General features: G+C 33.8%; 15 protein-coding genes. 3 read left to right on the forward strand and 12 right to left on the reverse strand.

Going from position 1 to position 15,532, the window contains the following annotated elements; genetic code table 11:
• Positions 1 to 6: 6 nt before the first annotated feature.
• From OZP06_RS15135 to OZP06_RS15165, 7 genes are all read right to left on the reverse strand, one after another.
• Complete coding sequence (locus tag OZP06_RS15135; protein WP_269222598.1) at positions 7 to 477, reverse strand: hypothetical protein; 471 nt, start codon at positions 475 to 477, stop codon at positions 7 to 9.
• 176 nt (positions 478 to 653) lie between these two features.
• Complete coding sequence (locus tag OZP06_RS15140; protein WP_269224624.1) at positions 654 to 1,121, reverse strand: macro domain-containing protein; 468 nt, start codon at positions 1,119 to 1,121, stop codon at positions 654 to 656.
• Complete coding sequence (locus OZP06_RS15145; protein ID WP_269222599.1) at positions 1,118 to 1,387, reverse strand: hypothetical protein; 270 nt, start codon at positions 1,385 to 1,387, stop codon at positions 1,118 to 1,120. Before OZP06_RS15145 ends, OZP06_RS15140 begins: the two co-directional genes overlap by 4 nt.
• A 583-nt stretch (positions 1,388 to 1,970) precedes the next feature.
• Positions 1,971 to 3,014, reverse strand: a complete 1,044-nt coding sequence (locus tag OZP06_RS15150) for a site-specific integrase (RefSeq protein WP_269222600.1) — start codon at positions 3,012 to 3,014, stop codon at positions 1,971 to 1,973.
• Positions 3,015 to 3,462: 448 nt separating this feature from the next.
• On the reverse strand, positions 3,463 to 3,939 hold the full coding sequence (locus OZP06_RS15155) for a DUF1569 domain-containing protein (RefSeq protein ID WP_269222601.1): 477 nt from the start codon (positions 3,937 to 3,939) through the stop codon (positions 3,463 to 3,465).
• A gap of 82 nt (positions 3,940 to 4,021) precedes the next feature.
• Positions 4,022 to 4,615, reverse strand: coding sequence for an HD domain-containing protein (locus tag OZP06_RS15160; RefSeq protein WP_269222602.1), 594 nt, complete (start codon positions 4,613 to 4,615; stop codon positions 4,022 to 4,024).
• Positions 4,616 to 4,618: 3 nt separating this feature from the next.
• Positions 4,619 to 5,506, reverse strand: coding sequence for a YitT family protein (locus tag OZP06_RS15165; protein WP_269222603.1), 888 nt, complete (start codon positions 5,504 to 5,506; stop codon positions 4,619 to 4,621).
• A 419-nt stretch (positions 5,507 to 5,925) separates the two neighbouring features.
• Here OZP06_RS15165 and OZP06_RS15170 point away from each other — a divergent pair, with 419 nt between their 5' ends.
• From OZP06_RS15170 to OZP06_RS15180, 3 genes are all read left to right on the forward strand, one after another.
• Complete coding sequence (locus OZP06_RS15170; protein WP_269222604.1) at positions 5,926 to 6,378, forward strand: hypothetical protein; 453 nt, start codon at positions 5,926 to 5,928, stop codon at positions 6,376 to 6,378.
• A gap of 90 nt (positions 6,379 to 6,468) precedes the next feature.
• The gene (locus OZP06_RS15175) at positions 6,469 to 7,005 is read left to right on the forward strand and encodes a hypothetical protein (protein WP_269222605.1); all 537 of its coding nucleotides are present in this window, start codon (positions 6,469 to 6,471) and stop codon (positions 7,003 to 7,005) included.
• A complete protein-coding gene (locus OZP06_RS15180) occupies positions 7,002 to 8,846 on the forward strand; it encodes an adenylate/guanylate cyclase domain-containing protein (RefSeq protein ID WP_281323930.1) in 1,845 nt (614 codons plus the stop codon). The genes OZP06_RS15175 and OZP06_RS15180 overlap by 4 nt, the downstream gene beginning before the upstream one ends.
• A 9-nt stretch (positions 8,847 to 8,855) precedes the next feature.
• Here OZP06_RS15180 and OZP06_RS15185 read toward each other — a convergent pair whose 3' ends face one another.
• From OZP06_RS15185 to hypD, 5 genes are all read right to left on the reverse strand, one after another.
• Positions 8,856 to 11,429 (reverse strand): cation-translocating P-type ATPase, encoded by a 2,574-nt coding sequence (locus OZP06_RS15185; RefSeq protein ID WP_269222607.1) that lies wholly within the window; start codon positions 11,427 to 11,429, stop codon positions 8,856 to 8,858.
• Between the two features lie 22 nt (positions 11,430 to 11,451).
• Positions 11,452 to 12,648, reverse strand: a complete 1,197-nt coding sequence (locus OZP06_RS15190) for a phospholipase D-like domain-containing protein (protein ID WP_281323931.1) — start codon at positions 12,646 to 12,648, stop codon at positions 11,452 to 11,454.
• Between the two features lie 11 nt (positions 12,649 to 12,659).
• Positions 12,660 to 13,664: a metal-dependent hydrolase gene (locus OZP06_RS15195; RefSeq protein WP_269222610.1), complete on the reverse strand. Its 1,005-nt coding sequence runs from the start codon at positions 13,662 to 13,664 to the stop codon at positions 12,660 to 12,662.
• A gap of 74 nt (positions 13,665 to 13,738) precedes the next feature.
• Complete coding sequence (locus OZP06_RS15200; RefSeq protein WP_269222611.1) at positions 13,739 to 14,440, reverse strand: sulfite exporter TauE/SafE family protein; 702 nt, start codon at positions 14,438 to 14,440, stop codon at positions 13,739 to 13,741.
• A 5-nt stretch (positions 14,441 to 14,445) separates the two neighbouring features.
• Complete coding sequence (gene hypD / locus OZP06_RS15205; protein WP_269222612.1) at positions 14,446 to 15,525, reverse strand: hydrogenase formation protein HypD; 1,080 nt, start codon at positions 15,523 to 15,525, stop codon at positions 14,446 to 14,448.
• Positions 15,526 to 15,532 lie beyond the last annotated feature (7 nt).

Below are 15,532 nucleotides of genomic sequence, written 5' to 3' on the forward strand. Positions count from 1 at the left end.
GCAACGTTATTTAATTATAAGTTCAAATTTTCCTGTTCTTTCTTTTTGAAAAACTTTTTGCATTTCTTCTCTGTTTTGCAGTAAAATGGTGTCTTTGCCAAAAATCTTAATATTTTTAATGTATTCAAATATTGGTTCTGAACCACGATTTACACAGATTTCAAAAGTATCTTTCGGTGTAATTTTAACATCTATTAAGCAATTCAAAGAGTCTACTTTTATGAACATATCTTTCTGTGAATTTTCTTCGACGAATAATGCATTAAAAGGGTCTGTTCCTCCTAAGAATTTTTTAATTGTGTCTTCATCGTTTTGTATTTTTATTCCCAAATATTTTTCAATAGTATCTTTATCGTATTGTATTTTTAGATAAAGATTCCTTTCAGAAGAATTAATTATGGACGAAGCTGTATAGGATTCACAAGAGCAAAATATAACAAGTAAAGTAATTAATAATAATTTTATTGTTTTCTTCATTTCTTATGTTTCCTGATTTTGTTATAATGTTGCCTAACGTTCTGGCACTACAGCGGGTTTGGGATTAAATTAAGATCATTTTTCGGATTTGCCAAATCATCCAAATACAAAACCATATTTCCATTAAGCCCAATGCCCAAATCCGTTGTAGTGGCTGTTACCAGTAGCCCTTTTACTCACTTAATGTCATAAACATAAGTTTCGATTTCATTGTTCAGTAAAGATTCCTGTATTAGCGGTTCTATTTTATCCCAAGTTCCACCTGCAAGTCCGCAACCAATTCTTGGCATGTGGACAGATGTATTATTTTCTTTTGCAAATTGGGCAACTTTTTCAAGTCCAATTTTTATCGCATCGTAACGAATTGGAGCATTACCATTTTCATCTATATTTATTCTATGCTGTCCAATTAAATTTGCAATCCAAATATCCTCTTCAACTCTTACAAACTGTATTTGTCCAAGTAAGAAGTTGTCTTGTGATTTAAACCACTCCCTATATTTTTTCTCAGGTTCTGCCCAACGTTTAGAAATTGCCATTACAAATCCTTTTCCCCAACCTCCAATGTCATTACAAATATGGACAATGATTTTATTACCGATTATTTTCGGATTTGTAGCATCACCTACAATATAATTGATCACTTTTCCCATTGATATTCAAAGTCTTTTTTGTTTATAATGAATTTTTCAAATTCTAAAAGGTCGATTTTTTGGTCTGCAAGAAATCCAAACTCATCTTCTATTAATTCTTCACTATATTTTAATATTTTTCCATTTTCATAAACTTCAATTTGTCGAAGTATTTCTCCTTTCTGATTTGATTCAAGATAATAGTCACAAGTTCCCCAAGTTTCGAATTTTTCAATCCGACTTTCGTTAAAATGTCTTTTGTAATATAATGTTGTCATAGGGTTACTGGTAACGTTCCCGCGCTAAAAGCAGTTTGGGACTAAATTAAGCCCTATTTTCGGATTAGCCAAATCTTTCTGATACAAAACCAACTTCAAATTGAGCCAAATACCCAAATTGCTTGTAGCGTGTGTTAGCAGGCGTAGTGACACGCAATATGAGAACTCCCAATTATCGATTATAATAATCCATTCCAATTGCGAATGAATTGACATTTTCAAAATCCGTTCTCTAAACACAAGAAAAGGGCTAAATCTTCGGCTACAGCATAAGTTGTTGAAATACGATATAAAATCGACGAAAAAAATCTACAAAGTTAAGCCACAAGAAACTCGATTTTCAAAATCCATTCAGAAACTCGATTTCAAAAATCCGTTTCAATTGCGTTTAGTTTGTCAGCAGTTTAAACGCAAGATTAGTTTCTGTTTTATTGTTTTTTATAACGTAAATTCCTCTATTCCAAGGAGCTATGGCTGCTAACTAGTATATAGGTCTTACATCGTCAGGCCAATCTACCCAAAAATGGGTGGATAGGTCTGGTAAATGGCATCCCTTTGATTTTGCTAAAATAGAAAATATTTCTTATAAATCATCAAATGGACTCTTTATTTGTTGAATATTTTTGGTACTTACGTGCGTGTAAATTTCTGTTGTTTTACTGCTGTTATGACCCAAAAGCTCTTGGATATATCGCAAATCGGTTCCGCTTTCGAGTAAATGGGTCGCAAAACTGTGTCGCAACCAATGCAAACTGACGGGCTTGGTTATGCCTACTTTTTTTAACGCTTTTTTTAAAACACTTTGTAGACTTTTTTCCGAATATATTTCTCCAACTATATGACCTTCAAATAACCACGTTTTTGGTCTAAATGCCAAATAATAATTTCGAAGCATGACTAAAATCTTGTCGGATAAAGGGGCTATTCTATCTTTTTTTCCTTTGCTTTGGCGAATAATTACAATGCCTCTTTTTGAATCGATATCCGAAGGTTTTAAATGCAAAAGCTCGCTTCTGCGCAATCCGCATGCATAGATTAAACTCAACATCGTTTTATGTTTTAGGTTACTATGGGCATTTAATATCATTTTTACTTCTTCCTTGCTCAAAACATTGGGTAATAATTTGGCTCGTTTTGGTCGATGCATTTTATCAATTTCCATTTTTGTTTCTCTTATTGACGAAAAAAACAATTTTAAGGCATTAATAATTTGGTTTTGAAAGGATTCGGATAATTTGTTGTTTAATATGTATTCATTATTATACCGTATTAAATCATCGTTTGATATTTCCGCAACCGGTTTGTCGTTGTAAAATGTTAGGAAGGATTTCAAGGATTCACTGTAGGTTTTTATCGTGCTTTCGCTATAGCGACGGGACAATAACCAATGTTTGAATTTTTCGATTTGTTCTATTCCTTCTTTTGATGGTAATTGTACGGGAGATGTTACAATTTGAAATAACATTCGGTTTTCGAAGGTGTCAGGCAAATGCCAGACGCCCAGTGTTTGGCTCCATCGGGAATCTTCTAGCAGTTTTATTCGATAAATCCATTCTTGATTTTTTTCGAAATATATGGCGATTCTGCTCACACCACGATGTTTGATGAGTTGTGCTTTCCAGTTCATAAGGCGTATAATTCAGTATGGCGTATAGTTGAATTATAAAGGTAGGTAAATTTTTATTAAGTTTTGGTTTTTTTTTATGAATAGTAATGCGTTTTAAGGGTTGTGTTTTTTCTGTTTTTTAAAAATGGTGACATTAGTTCTTGTAATTTAACGAAAGAGACAATATTATTACATTGAGAATCTATTTTTTATGTTCAGGAAGATTTTTTAAATTTTTTGCAGAAAAGTGATTGAAAAATAGGTTAAATCTGTTGAATTTACTGTTTTATTTGTAGTTTTCCTCTTAAGGTGATGAGCTTGCGCGAGAAGGATGGGCGCAAGCTACCGAAGTAGCGCATACAGCCTGACAGCAGACTGGCAAAGGGCCGAATGAGCGGTTTGCTAAGTTGGCCCTTTGACTGTATGGTGGCTCGCCCAAATGCTGTTTTTGTGCCTAATATTTTTTAATCTACTTTTTTGGTTTTGTGACTATATCGTTTATAATTTTGAGATGATGATGGGTATGAATTTCTAAAAAACGAATGGTTGGTTTTAATTTTAAAGGTCCAAAATAGGGATGTTCAAAATATTTATTGGTGTCGAAAGTGTCTAATTTGCGGATGTTGATTTTTGCTTTTTCTAGGTGATTTTTTAGAGTAACGATATCAAAATCGGATGTTGGTTGAACCATTTTTGGGGCTTTGGCTTTTCCTCTGGGGATTTTTTTTGTAGTCATAATGAGCATTCGAATAATACTAAATTTATGTTTGTACAAACCAGGATCCGATTTTTCTATGGCGCTTACAACTAAATTTAAGGTCAATAAAGTATGTTCGATATGCCAACCCACCGTTGATTTTGAAACCAGTAAATTGGTGCTGTTTTGATTGGGGATGTTGTTTTCTATTTCTTTTAAAAGGTGGAGTAATTTGGTCAATGAAATCATATAATGAAGTGTTTTTTGTTTGAATTTTGAGAACTATTGGTGTACTTTTTTTTTGTGATGTTCTATAATCGATTCACAAGAGTTATAAGTAACGTTCTTTTTGTTGGATAAGTTTTTCAATATTTTTCTCTTTAATTGGAGTTCGATGTTCCAAACAAAAAGGGGTGTGGTAGAAATGGGATTGTAGAAACTTAATTTGTATTTCATTCCACTCTGCTAAGGTAAGATTCGGATTGCTGTATTTCAATTCCTGATAGAGATTATTCCCTATTCGTTCAAAACTATCGGTGCCTAAATATTCTAAATCGGCGTCGGCTATGATGCATTCTAGTTTTGTATTGGGTTTTTGAGGAATGGATGTTGCTCTTATCATTCCAGCAATGCATTCAATTTCAAGGTTTGTATATCCATACTGTGGGAGTTTTTCTTGAGCCAATCGAATGCTTTCTTCCTCGTGTCCCTCAGATATTGTAGTGATAAAACCAGCATCATGAAATAATGCGGCTGTTTTAATAAGTAAAATATCATTTTCGGATACGTTTTCTTTGCGCGCTATATATTCGGACATGCGTATGACGTGTTCGGTATGTTTCCAATCGTGATAGGTCAAATGAGGTGCCAAGTTCTCCTTTAATGAATCCATAACGGTATGACATAATGATTCCCAGTTTTTCATATTCTAGTGTTTGGCTCTGTTTCTCAAAATTCCGCCTCTCGCTTCTTTGATATATTGAATGTACATAAAGGCGTGCGGATCGAGTTGGCTTACTTCTTCTTTTATTCGGAGTAATTCTAATCGCGTTACTACGGTTATTATGATATCACAATCGGTTTTTTCATGAAATGCGTGTGGTAAATATCCTCTTTCTCCTTTTATAACCGTAATTCCTTTTCCAAAATGCTGCACAATCAGAGATTTTATAGCGTCACTTTTAGACGAAATAATATGTAGAGAGGTGTATTGTTCTATTCCGTGAGCTATGTAATCCAAGGATTTTATGGCCGAAAAATAGGTAACTATTGAATATAAAGCGGTACTAATGCCAAAGAACCATGCGGCACATAGAAATAATGTAGTGTTTATTCCAAAGATTACTTCGGAGACACTAAGACCAATTTTTTTGGTAGTCAATAGCGCCAAAATCTCAATACCATCAGCGGCTGCACCACTCCGAATGACAAATCCCATTCCCATTCCGATCAAACATCCTCCAAATAATGCAATCAGAAGTTTATCTGACGTTACCGGTTGGATTTCTATAAATGTCATGCTTACTGCAATCAAGAGGAATGTCAATAAGCTTTGTAACGCAAAAGTTTTTCCCAAAACCATTTTTCCTATAAATAAAAAAGGAATATTAAATACCAAAACTAAAAGACTAAATGGAATATGCGATATTTCATGAATAAGGATCGATGCGCCAATAACACCACCATCCAAAAATTTGTTGGGTATCATAAATCCTTTCAAAGCCAACGTAATCATTGCTACTCCTACAAAATTGAGAATAATGTTCTTTAATTCGAATATTTCTTTCCAATCGATTGGTTCTTGGTTGAATTTCATAGGCGTAAAAATTAATTGGTAATTATCATAAAAGGTGATCTTCTTTAATAGCAATCTTGACTTATACTAAGGCCTGAATAATGGTTCTGATGTTGATTTATTGCAAGTGCAAAACCAATTTTATCATTTTATAAAGAACGAAAAAGCTAACTGTCAGTGCTTATGTTGTTATGATACAGTTAGTTATTGTTGTAAATTTAAGGAAATTACTTCTTTTAAATTGCTCTTTTTTGTTTATTTTTTTTTAAAGCCTTGTAAACTAGATATTTTTATCCTAAATGTTAATTTTTGATTTAAAAAAATGTAAATTTGATAAAATATGATTATATAGTACTGTAAATCAGTTTTTTATTACGTTGTCCCACATTTTATTTTAACCTATATTTTTTTGAATTAATTAATTTTAAAATCTATAACTTATGAGTAAAAATGTGCAGATAGTTTTGACTGTTGATGCCAGCAGTCTCTATCAAATGTCGAATCCATCACAAGAGGAAATAGATACCAAAACTATTTTGTCTGATGATAATGATGGTTTTTCTGAAAATGGAAAAGTACAAGATTTTTTGTCGAATGTGTACTTAGGGCGAAATGTAGAATGGATTGGCACGTCATCAGATGCTGATTATTCTATCGCTATTGACAGAATTGTGTATGACTTTGATCTGAATGATCCCAACGACAAATGTTTCTTAGAAGATGATACAACTATTTTGGGCAGCGGAGGTTGCCATAGCAAAGTGGTGGCCACTATTAAAGATCAATTGGATATGGCCAAAACTTTGAATATTTATAAAATTGAGTTTAGTATTCATTATAACAATAGTGCCAAAAAGTATCTTATTGATCCTAAGTTGATTTCGAATACTTGAGAAACAATATTTTACCCCTAAAATTTTACCATTTTTTTATAAAACCTATCGATAATCAAATTTTGAATTTTAACTTTTTATAATTATAAAATGGAACGAAAAGTAAAAATGTATTTGACAGAAAAAGGATTTTTGAAAATCAAATTGTCTAATGGAGGTAAAATTAAAATTACATTGGAAGTAGCTGACGCAAAAGGACTTCATAACTATTTGAAAACGATTATTCCACCACAACAACCCGATCAGCAACATGTAAATGATTTTTGTATTTTATATGACAATAATAAAGGAAAATCAGCGAAAAAAAGTATAGATGATTTTATATCAAAGGTTTATCTTCATAAAAATGTAAAGTGGATAGGTAAGTCTACAGATGAAAACTACTCCATAGCTATTGACAAAATTGTGAGCGAACCACTAATTGTAGATCCTAATGCGCCTAAATTTTTTCCGAATGCTATAATAAAAGGGACTAGAGGGCCTAAAAGTTATGTTAAAGCAAGAATTGAAGAAAATTTGCAATTAATCAACAAGGAAGATACTTATACAATGTTTTGCAGTGTATATGAAAAAAGGGAGTTTAGACAAAAATTTCGTATTGATCCAAAAATTACTGGGAATTTATGACTAAAAAACAACTTGTTGAAATTTTTAATATAAAGAGAGTAGTATTTGTGCTGTTTTTTTTTCAGCAATTTTATGTTTTTGCTCAAGACCAAAAAGTAGCGGATAGTCTTGCAGAAATTTATAAAAAAAATACGCTTTCTAAATTGGATAAAATGGAATTGTTGCGGAATTTAGCTTTCAACGAAACCAATAATCTCCAATTATCATTGCAATATGCTGAGGAGCTCATTGCGTTATCCAAAAAAGAAAAAAATTATTTGTACCTGTATAGAGGATACAGTCAAAAAGGAAATAAAAACAATATTTCAGGTGATTTTAATAAAGCTTTGGATTCCTATTTTAAAAGTATAGATGCCGCAATAAAAGCAAATTTTGTAACGGGAGAAGGGATGTCTTATACTTGTATTGCAGACGTTTATTCAAATTTGGGTAATTCTAAAAATGCAGAACAATATTATGAAAAATCCATTCGAATATTAAGAAAAACAACAGATAGTAATTCCTTAGCGTTAGCCTTATTAAATGCTGGTGATGAGTATTCGAAGAATTTAAAATTTAATTTGGCTTTAAATTATTTTAACGAAGCTGGAACTATATTTAAGAAAGAAAAATATAAAATTGGTATTGCTTATACTTTAGGGAATACTGGTATGGTTTATGCCAAACAAGGTAAAGATGATTTGGCTATAAAAAATATTACCGAAGCCATTACTATGCTCGAAAAACTGGAGGATTATTATGGGATTTCGGATTACCTTTCTTCAATGGCAGATATTTATTTCAGTCGGAATGATTGGAATACAGCTCTAACGTATGCCAAAAGAAGTTTAGAAATTGCCCAAAAACAAGGGTTAAAAGATCAAGTACGGAAGTCTAGTTTGTTGCTTTCGGAACTCTATCAAAAATTGGGAAATATCCCAGAATCGTATATTTATTATAAAAAATATATTGTGTATCGGGATAGCATAAACAATCTGGAAACGATTGAAAAAACGGCCGATTTAAGAACGAATTTTGAAGTTTCAAAAAAACAAGCCGAAGTGGATTTGATGCAAATCCAAAAAAGAAACCAAAGAATTATAACTATAGCTTCTATTATTTCACTAGTTCTGGTGTTTTTTATTGCTTTGGGTTTATTCCGAAGGTACCGATTTATACAAAAAACCAATATCATAATTGAAGCCGAGAAAAAACGATCCGATGATTTGTTATTGAATATACTTCCAGAAGAAACCGCTCTTGAGTTGAAAACTAATGGAAAAGTAGCCGCAAAACGATTCGAGTCGGTTACTGTATTGTTTACAGATTTTGAAGGATTTACATTGTATGCAGAAAATTTGGCTCCCGAAAAATTAGTCGAAAGTATTGATTATTATTTCTCCAAATTTGATGCTATTATTGAGAAATATGATTTGGAAAAAATAAAAACTTCAGGTGATTCGTATATGTGTGCTGGTGGATTGCCTTTTCAAACTGAAGATCATGCCTATAAAATTGTACTTGCTGCAAAGGAAATTTTAAAATTTGTAAATGAGTCATTAACCGAGAATCCAAACCATCAAACACGTTTTAAAATTCGGATCGGAATCAATACAGGTCCCGTCGTAGCTGGAGTTGTAGGCACTAAGAAATTTGCCTATGATATTTGGGGCGATACCGTAAATATTGCCTCTCGAATGGAAACCAATTCTATTCCCGGAAAAATCAATATTTCCGAAAACACCTATAAATACATCAATAATGCCTTTGATTGTGAATATAGGGGAGAAGTAGCGGTCAAAAATAAAGGGATGATGAAAATGTATTTTGTTAATGAATTAAAAACAGCGAAATACGGATGAAACGTGCTATTATTTTTGCATTCTTTTGAATGATTTTTCAATTTCTACAGCGCAAAAAACCACACTGGAAGCAGCAAAAGTAATGACTAACTCCATAATAGTTAGCGGTTGTGTCTTGAAAAGGCTATTGAAAAGAGGAGTGTAAATAATCATCATTTGCAATATAACAGTCAAAAGTAAGGCTCCCAACATTGGCTTATTCGATAGTAAACCAATTTTAAAAATAGACTCTTGTTCAGATCGAATGGCCAAAACATGTCCCATTTGACTGAGACATAATACTGTGAATGTCATTGTTTGCCAATGATTTTGGCTATAGTGCATTGACCATGCTTGCATGGCTAATGTAACGACTCCCATTAAGAATCCAACCCATAAAATATGCAATGCCATTCCTCCTGCAAAAATGTTTTCTTTTGTACTTCTTGGAGGCCGTGACATAATATTAGATTCTGATGGTTCTGATACAAGTGCCAATCCCGGTAATCCGTCGGTTACTAAATTTATCCATAGAATGTGAATGGCAAGCAATGGAATAGGTAATCCAAAAAAAGGCGCTAGAAATATGGCCCATATTTCTCCAGAATTTGAGGTCATGGTGTATTTTATAAATTTCAGAATGTTGTCAAAAATTCTTCGTCCATGTTTGACTGCTTTTACAATAGTTGCAAAATTATCATCAAGCAATATCATATGGGCAGCTTCCTTGGAAACTTCGGTTCCGTTTATGCCCATTGCTATTCCAATATCGGCATTTTTTAGGGCTGGCGCATCATTCACGCCATCACCCGTCATGGCTACAAATTGATTTTTATCCTGTAATGCTTTAACAATTTTTAATTTTTGTTCTGGGTTTACACGTGCATATACGCGTACTTTTTCTACAATTACTTCGAATTGAGGTTGTGTTAGTGCCGAAAGTTCTGTTCCGCTTAATACCAAATCCTCTTCGGAAGCAATGATTCCTAATTGTATTGCAATTGCTTTTGCAGTGAGCTGATGGTCTCCAGTAATCATTACCGGAATAATTCCTGCTTGTTTGCATTCTGCAACTGCTTGTTTGGCCTCTTCTCTTGGAGGATCAATCATTCCGGCAAAACCAATTAAGGTTAGTGAGGATTCAACGGATTCAATGCTTAATTTTTCGGGTAATGAAGGCAAAAGTTTTATTGCATATCCCAACACTCGATATCCTTTTTCGGACATTTTATTTACTCTGAATTCAATTTCCGGGATTACTATTTTTTGATTTTTATCCAGTTTTTTAAACAATTCATCAACAGCCCCTTTGGTAATAACGAGTATTCCTTTTTCTGTTTGATGTAATGTGGTCATGCATTTTCGGTTTGAATCAAAAGGTAATTCGGCTACTCTTGGGAATATTTTTTCAACTGTATATTTATTTATATTATTGTCAAATGCATATTGAACTAAGGCAATTTCGGTAGAATCACCCAGCCACTTTTTGTCTTTAGTTATCGAAATATCGTTGTTCAGTGCCATTGCTTTCAGTAAAGCATTCTCTTGAAAGAAAGATAAATAATCATTTGTGTTTTGAATTTCATCCGTTTCTTGAACAGTCATTTTGTTCCGTGTTAATGTACCCGTTTTATCAGAACAAATGTAGGTAACTGAGCCTAGTGTTTCTACAGCAGGGAGTTTTCGAATCAGCGCATTGTTTTTTACCAATCGTTTGGCTCCAAATGCCAGAGCAATTGTCACTAGTGCGGGCAAAGCCTCAGGAATAGCAGCAACTGAAAGTGATATTGATGTTAGTAACATGGCAAGAATAGCTTCTCCACGCAACCAACCTATTGTAAAAATAAGTGCACAAATAAGGAGTATGACAATTGATAATCTTTTTCCAAAAGCAATCAGTCTTTTTTGGAGCGGTGTTGCTGTTTCGTCTTGTTGAATCATTTTGGCAATATGCCCTAATTCGGTATTCATGCCAGTTGCCACAACATAAGCCAATCCGCGTCCGTTGGTAATATTCGTTCCTTTAAATCCCATATTGGTGCGATCTCCCAAACCATAAGTGCCTTCAGGAAGTGTTTTGGCTATTTTTTCGGTATTATGTGACTCTCCCGTTAATGTTGATTCATCTACTTTAATTTGATGGGTTTCTATAAAACGAATGTCTGCAGGGATAATATTTCCGGCTTCGAGTACGACAACATCTCCTAGAACTAAATCGCATGCATCGAGGTCTATTGTTTTTCCTTCCCGTAAAACTCGAGCAGTACTTGCTACCATATTTTTTAATGCCTCCATCGCTTTTTCTGCACGATATTCTTGAATAAAACCCACTATAGCATTAATCAAAATGATAGCCAAAATAATAAGAGTATCGACCAAATCTCCTAAAACACCCGAAATTAAGGCAGCAGCAATTAGAACAAGAATCATAAAGTCTGTGAATTGTTGTAAAAACATTCGCAATGGTGTTTTCTTTTTATGGTCCGCTATTTGATTTTTTCCGTTTTCCAATAGAAGTTCCGAAGCTGTAATGCTATCCATTCCTTTTGGGGAAGAATTCAATAATTGTTCGATTTCTGAAAGTTGAAGTAAATGCCAGTTCATAATAGAAAGCTTTATTTAGTTTTCAATTTTCTTCCCTGAATTTGTTCATAAACCTATTATAAGGTAAATAGGTCATGATTTTTAAAGTTGTTCTCACAAATTGATACGAAAACCAGTTGGCCATTCGAATAAAGGTATTGCTTTTTTGTCTAATAGTTTCTGGAGTGATTTTTTCACATTTCGAAATTACATTCTTCAAATCAGATTCCAGAGTTTTGGCAAATAATTTCGATTCTATTTCCACATTGGTCTCTATACTTCCATAGGAGCTCAAATGATTCAAATTGAAAGAACCTATTGTGGCCCATTTTGTATCTACCAATGCTACTTTGCCATGCAAAACGGAGACATTCCATTCATACAGTTCAATATTGTTACGAAGAAAAGAGCAATACAAATGACAGGTTGCTCGTTTCATCATAGGAATATCTGATATTCCGGACAGTATGAGTTTTATTTTGACACCTCGCCTCGCTGCTTTTTTTAAAACTTTTGTAAGACGGCGGCCAGGGAGAAAATAACATCCGACAATTAGGATCTCTTTTTGCGCTTTTTGAATTGATTTTACATAAGCCTTCGCAATTTCATTGTTTCTTTTTAGCCAATCATTTTGAAGTATTCTAACTGTTGTTCCATTATCAAAGTAGGGAACCGAAAGAAATTTTATTCGTTGAGTCCTTTTTTGTTTAAAATAAATGTTTTGGCACAATTGTTCGAGTTGCTTTGCAGTTTCATAACTTTCAATCTGAATGGCATAATCCAGCCAGGGAGTTTTCATAGCTTTTCCTTTATAATGGTTCGAAATGTTGATTCCGCCAACAAGCGCAACAGTGCCATCAAAAACAATTATTTTATGATGCAGCCGCCGACCGATATATATGTTGTTTCCAGATAAAAAAGGGGAAAAGAAACGAATGTTTATTCCCAAACGCAAAAGTTCTTTGATAATTGAATTTGGAAAAGAATAAGACCCATATCCGTCCAGAAGCATAAAAATTTTCACATTTCGTAATGCCGCTTCTTTTAGAGCATTGATGATTTCTATGCCCGTATCATCAATTTCAAAAATATACATTTGCAGATGAATTTCTATTAAGGCTTTTGAAATGAGGTCTTTAGCGCGCAAAAAATAATCGTCTCCGCTATGAACAAGAGTTATCTTTTCTTGAAAGTTACTGTTTTCATGATAAATGGGTCTATATGGTTCTTGTTCTTGCATTAGTTTTATTGTTATTTTCCTTTAATTCGGTTGACTAATGAGACAAACCAATCGCTTGTTGATTCTTTATATTTTAGTCTATTCAAAGCTCTTTTATTATCGGCGTTTTTGTTGAGGTTGAATTTAAAAGCATAGGCTTCATCAGCTATGGTATTCCATCCGCTCACTTGACCAAATCGGATATCGTTGAAATAGACAATGGAATCTTCTTTTGAAATGCAATAGTTTCCTTTAGAAAGTACTTTTAGATTTTTAACTAATTCTTTATTTTGAAAAGGAATAAGTAGCGAATCATTGCGTTGCTGTCTGTGGTAAGTAATTTTTTTAAAGTGATCAAAAATGGAGTAATAGCCCATCCATGCACCATTTTTATCATGAGAATATCCCATCCACAAAAAACTATTGAGCGGGGTTGGAGTTACCGTAAAATGATCGAATGCCAATTTTTGTTCTTCAAGGGATTGTTTCATTACGTGTTGTACGTACACATGACTTAGGATGGTAAAAGCTAAATAGGTCGAACTAATCCATAATCCTGTAATAGTCCATTTTTTTCGTAGAGGAGTTTTGTTCTTTGCTCTAAAAGCCAATAGCATACAAACTAAAAGCGGTAAGGTATAAAAAGGATCGACTACAAAAATAGTATTGAAGGATATTCTATGTTGGCTGAAGGGTTCAAAAAATCCCATGCCGTAACAGGTAAATGAATCTATTAAAAGATGGGATAGCATTGCTGCGAAGAACATCCAAGTCCAGAGCATCCAGTTGTTTTTTATCCGCTTCCTGCAGAACCAACCAAACAAAGCAGTAATTAATACCGCAAAGAACAAAGAATGGGTAATGCCACGATGGAATAATAATTGTTTGGAATCACTAAGAAAAAATATTCCAAGTACATCAATATCAGGAATGTTTCCAATTATGGCTCCATATAGCATCGCTTTTCGACCTATTTTTCGACCTAAAATTGTTTCACCTACGGCGGCACCCAAAACGATATGTGATACTGTATCCATTGCTGTTTTTGTTTTAGCAGTATTTTTTATTCGTTACAAATTGCTATTCTAGAAAAAGGGCGGCATTCTTTGACTTATAGAAGAAGAAATAAATTGGTATAAACAACATGGCTTCCATAAAATATACAAAGTAGTGATGATATAACAACGAGGAGAATTTGAAGTTTTTGAGATTTTAAAATCGATTTGCTGAAGGATATACTGAATAACCCTGAAGCGATAAACATTCCTAATATAGAACCAATTCCAAAAATTAATATATACATTAATCCTTCCGTTGCAGTTTTCATTTGTGTAAGTACCAATACTACCAAAGCGCCACTTCCGGCCAATCCGTGAACCAATCCAACTCCAAAAGCCGCTTTGTGATCTTTAAGATTATGAGAATGGTTGTGATTTGTAACTACATAAAAATGGGAGTGAGAATAAGTATGGGAATGGGGTTTTAAATTAGAATGACTATGCGTATAAGTATGATTGTGTAATCCTTTTTTGAAAGATTTAGTTAATCTGAATATTCCTAAAAAGACTAGCATTATTCCTACGCAAGCTTCCAAGTAACTAAAAATTTGTTCGTTGACACTAAATTTAAAACCAATCATCAATACACCTACCACAAAAATGGTGAGCGTGTGACCAATCCCCCAATAAACGCCATCTTTTACGGCATCATTAATTTTATTTCTGTTAGAAACCAAACTATTCACCGCCAACAAGTGATCAGCCTCGAAAGCGTGCTCCAATCCAGCGTAAACAGTGATATAAATGCCTAACATAATTTTTAAATTGTATAATGATAATAAGCTGCACAAGCACCTTCAGACGAAACCATTGGTGCTCCAAGCGGATTGGATGGCTTGCAGGTTTTGTTGAATTCAGGACATTCGTGTGGTTTTTTCATTCCCTTTAATACCTCTCCTGCAATGCAGTTTTTGGATTTTTCACAGTGAATTACTTCAATAGAAAATTTCCTATTGGCATCATATTGTTTGTATTTTTCGGTCATGACAAAACCACTATTTGCTATTTTGCCAATTCCGCGCCATTCTTGATCTCCAATTTCAAAAACGTCTGCAATTACTGCTTTTGCTCTCAAATTCCCTTCTTCTTTGACCATTCTTTTGTATTGATTTTCTACAAAATGGGTTCCGTTTTCCAATTGAAGAACGGCGTGATAAATGCCTTGAACCAAATCTACCGGTTCAAAACCAGTTACTATAAGCGGAATTTTATACTTCTCGGCAATCGGGTAATATTCTTCCAATCCCATGATAGTGCATACATGACCCGCAGTCAAGAAAGCATCGATATTGCAAAATTTATCCGATAAAATGGCCTCCATTGCTGGGGGAACCAATACGTGGGAAACCAAAATGGAATAGTTGTTCAAGTTTAGTTTTTGAGCATGAATTACCGATAACGCATTACTTGGGGCAGTAGTTTCAAATCCTACGGCGAAGAAAACGACTTCTTTGTCTGGGTTTTCGATCGCAATATTTACAGCTTCTAGTGGAGAATACAATATTCGCAAATCACCTCCATCAGCTTTGGCTTGCAACAGACTTTTTGTAGAACCAGGAACTCTAATCATGTCGCCGAAAGAACATACTATAACGCCTTGTTTTAGCAATTCAATAGCTTTGTCTATTAATGAAATTGGGGTCACACAAACCGGACATCCGGGACCATGAATCATTCTAACTTCTTTTGGAAGCAAATCAATCAACCCATTTTTTACCAACGAATGCGTTTGACCACCGCAAATCTCCATGATATTCCATGGTTTGGTGATTATTCGTTGTATCTCTGACAAATAATGTTTGACGAGTTCCGGATTTCTATATTCGGTTAAATATTTCATGTAATGC

This window comes from Flavobacterium sp. IMCC34518 (genome assembly GCF_027111095.2).
GTDB lineage: Bacteria > Bacteroidota > Bacteroidia > Flavobacteriales > Flavobacteriaceae > Flavobacterium > Flavobacterium praedii.

Excerpts from the sequence above, each read along its gene's own strand:
- OZP06_RS15135 (WP_269222598.1), bottom strand. The coding sequence starts at position 477 with ATGAAGAAAACAATAAAATTATTATTAATTACTTTACTTGTTATATTT.
- OZP06_RS15145 (WP_269222599.1), bottom strand. The coding sequence starts at position 1,387 with ATGACAACATTATATTACAAAAGACATTTTAACGAAAGTCGGATTGAA.
- OZP06_RS15150 (WP_269222600.1), bottom strand. The coding sequence starts at position 3,014 with ATGAACTGGAAAGCACAACTCATCAAACATCGTGGTGTGAGCAGAATC.
- OZP06_RS15155 (WP_269222601.1), bottom strand. The coding sequence starts at position 3,939 with ATGATTTCATTGACCAAATTACTCCACCTTTTAAAAGAAATAGAAAAC.
- OZP06_RS15160 (WP_269222602.1), bottom strand. The coding sequence starts at position 4,615 with ATGAAAAACTGGGAATCATTATGTCATACCGTTATGGATTCATTAAAG.
- OZP06_RS15165 (WP_269222603.1), bottom strand. The coding sequence starts at position 5,506 with ATGAAATTCAACCAAGAACCAATCGATTGGAAAGAAATATTCGAATTA.
- OZP06_RS15170 (WP_269222604.1), top strand. The coding sequence starts at position 5,926 with ATGAGTAAAAATGTGCAGATAGTTTTGACTGTTGATGCCAGCAGTCTC.
- OZP06_RS15175 (WP_269222605.1), top strand. The coding sequence starts at position 6,469 with ATGGAACGAAAAGTAAAAATGTATTTGACAGAAAAAGGATTTTTGAAA.
- OZP06_RS15180 (WP_281323930.1), top strand. The coding sequence starts at position 7,002 with ATGACTAAAAAACAACTTGTTGAAATTTTTAATATAAAGAGAGTAGTA.
- OZP06_RS15185 (WP_269222607.1), bottom strand. The coding sequence starts at position 11,429 with ATGAACTGGCATTTACTTCAACTTTCAGAAATCGAACAATTATTGAAT.
- OZP06_RS15190 (WP_281323931.1), bottom strand. The coding sequence starts at position 12,648 with ATGCAAGAACAAGAACCATATAGACCCATTTATCATGAAAACAGTAAC.
- OZP06_RS15195 (WP_269222610.1), bottom strand. The coding sequence starts at position 13,664 with ATGGATACAGTATCACATATCGTTTTGGGTGCCGCCGTAGGTGAAACA.
- OZP06_RS15200 (WP_269222611.1), bottom strand. The coding sequence starts at position 14,440 with ATGTTAGGCATTTATATCACTGTTTACGCTGGATTGGAGCACGCTTTC.
- hypD (WP_269222612.1), bottom strand. The coding sequence starts at position 15,525 with ATGAAATATTTAACCGAATATAGAAATCCGGAACTCGTCAAACATTAT.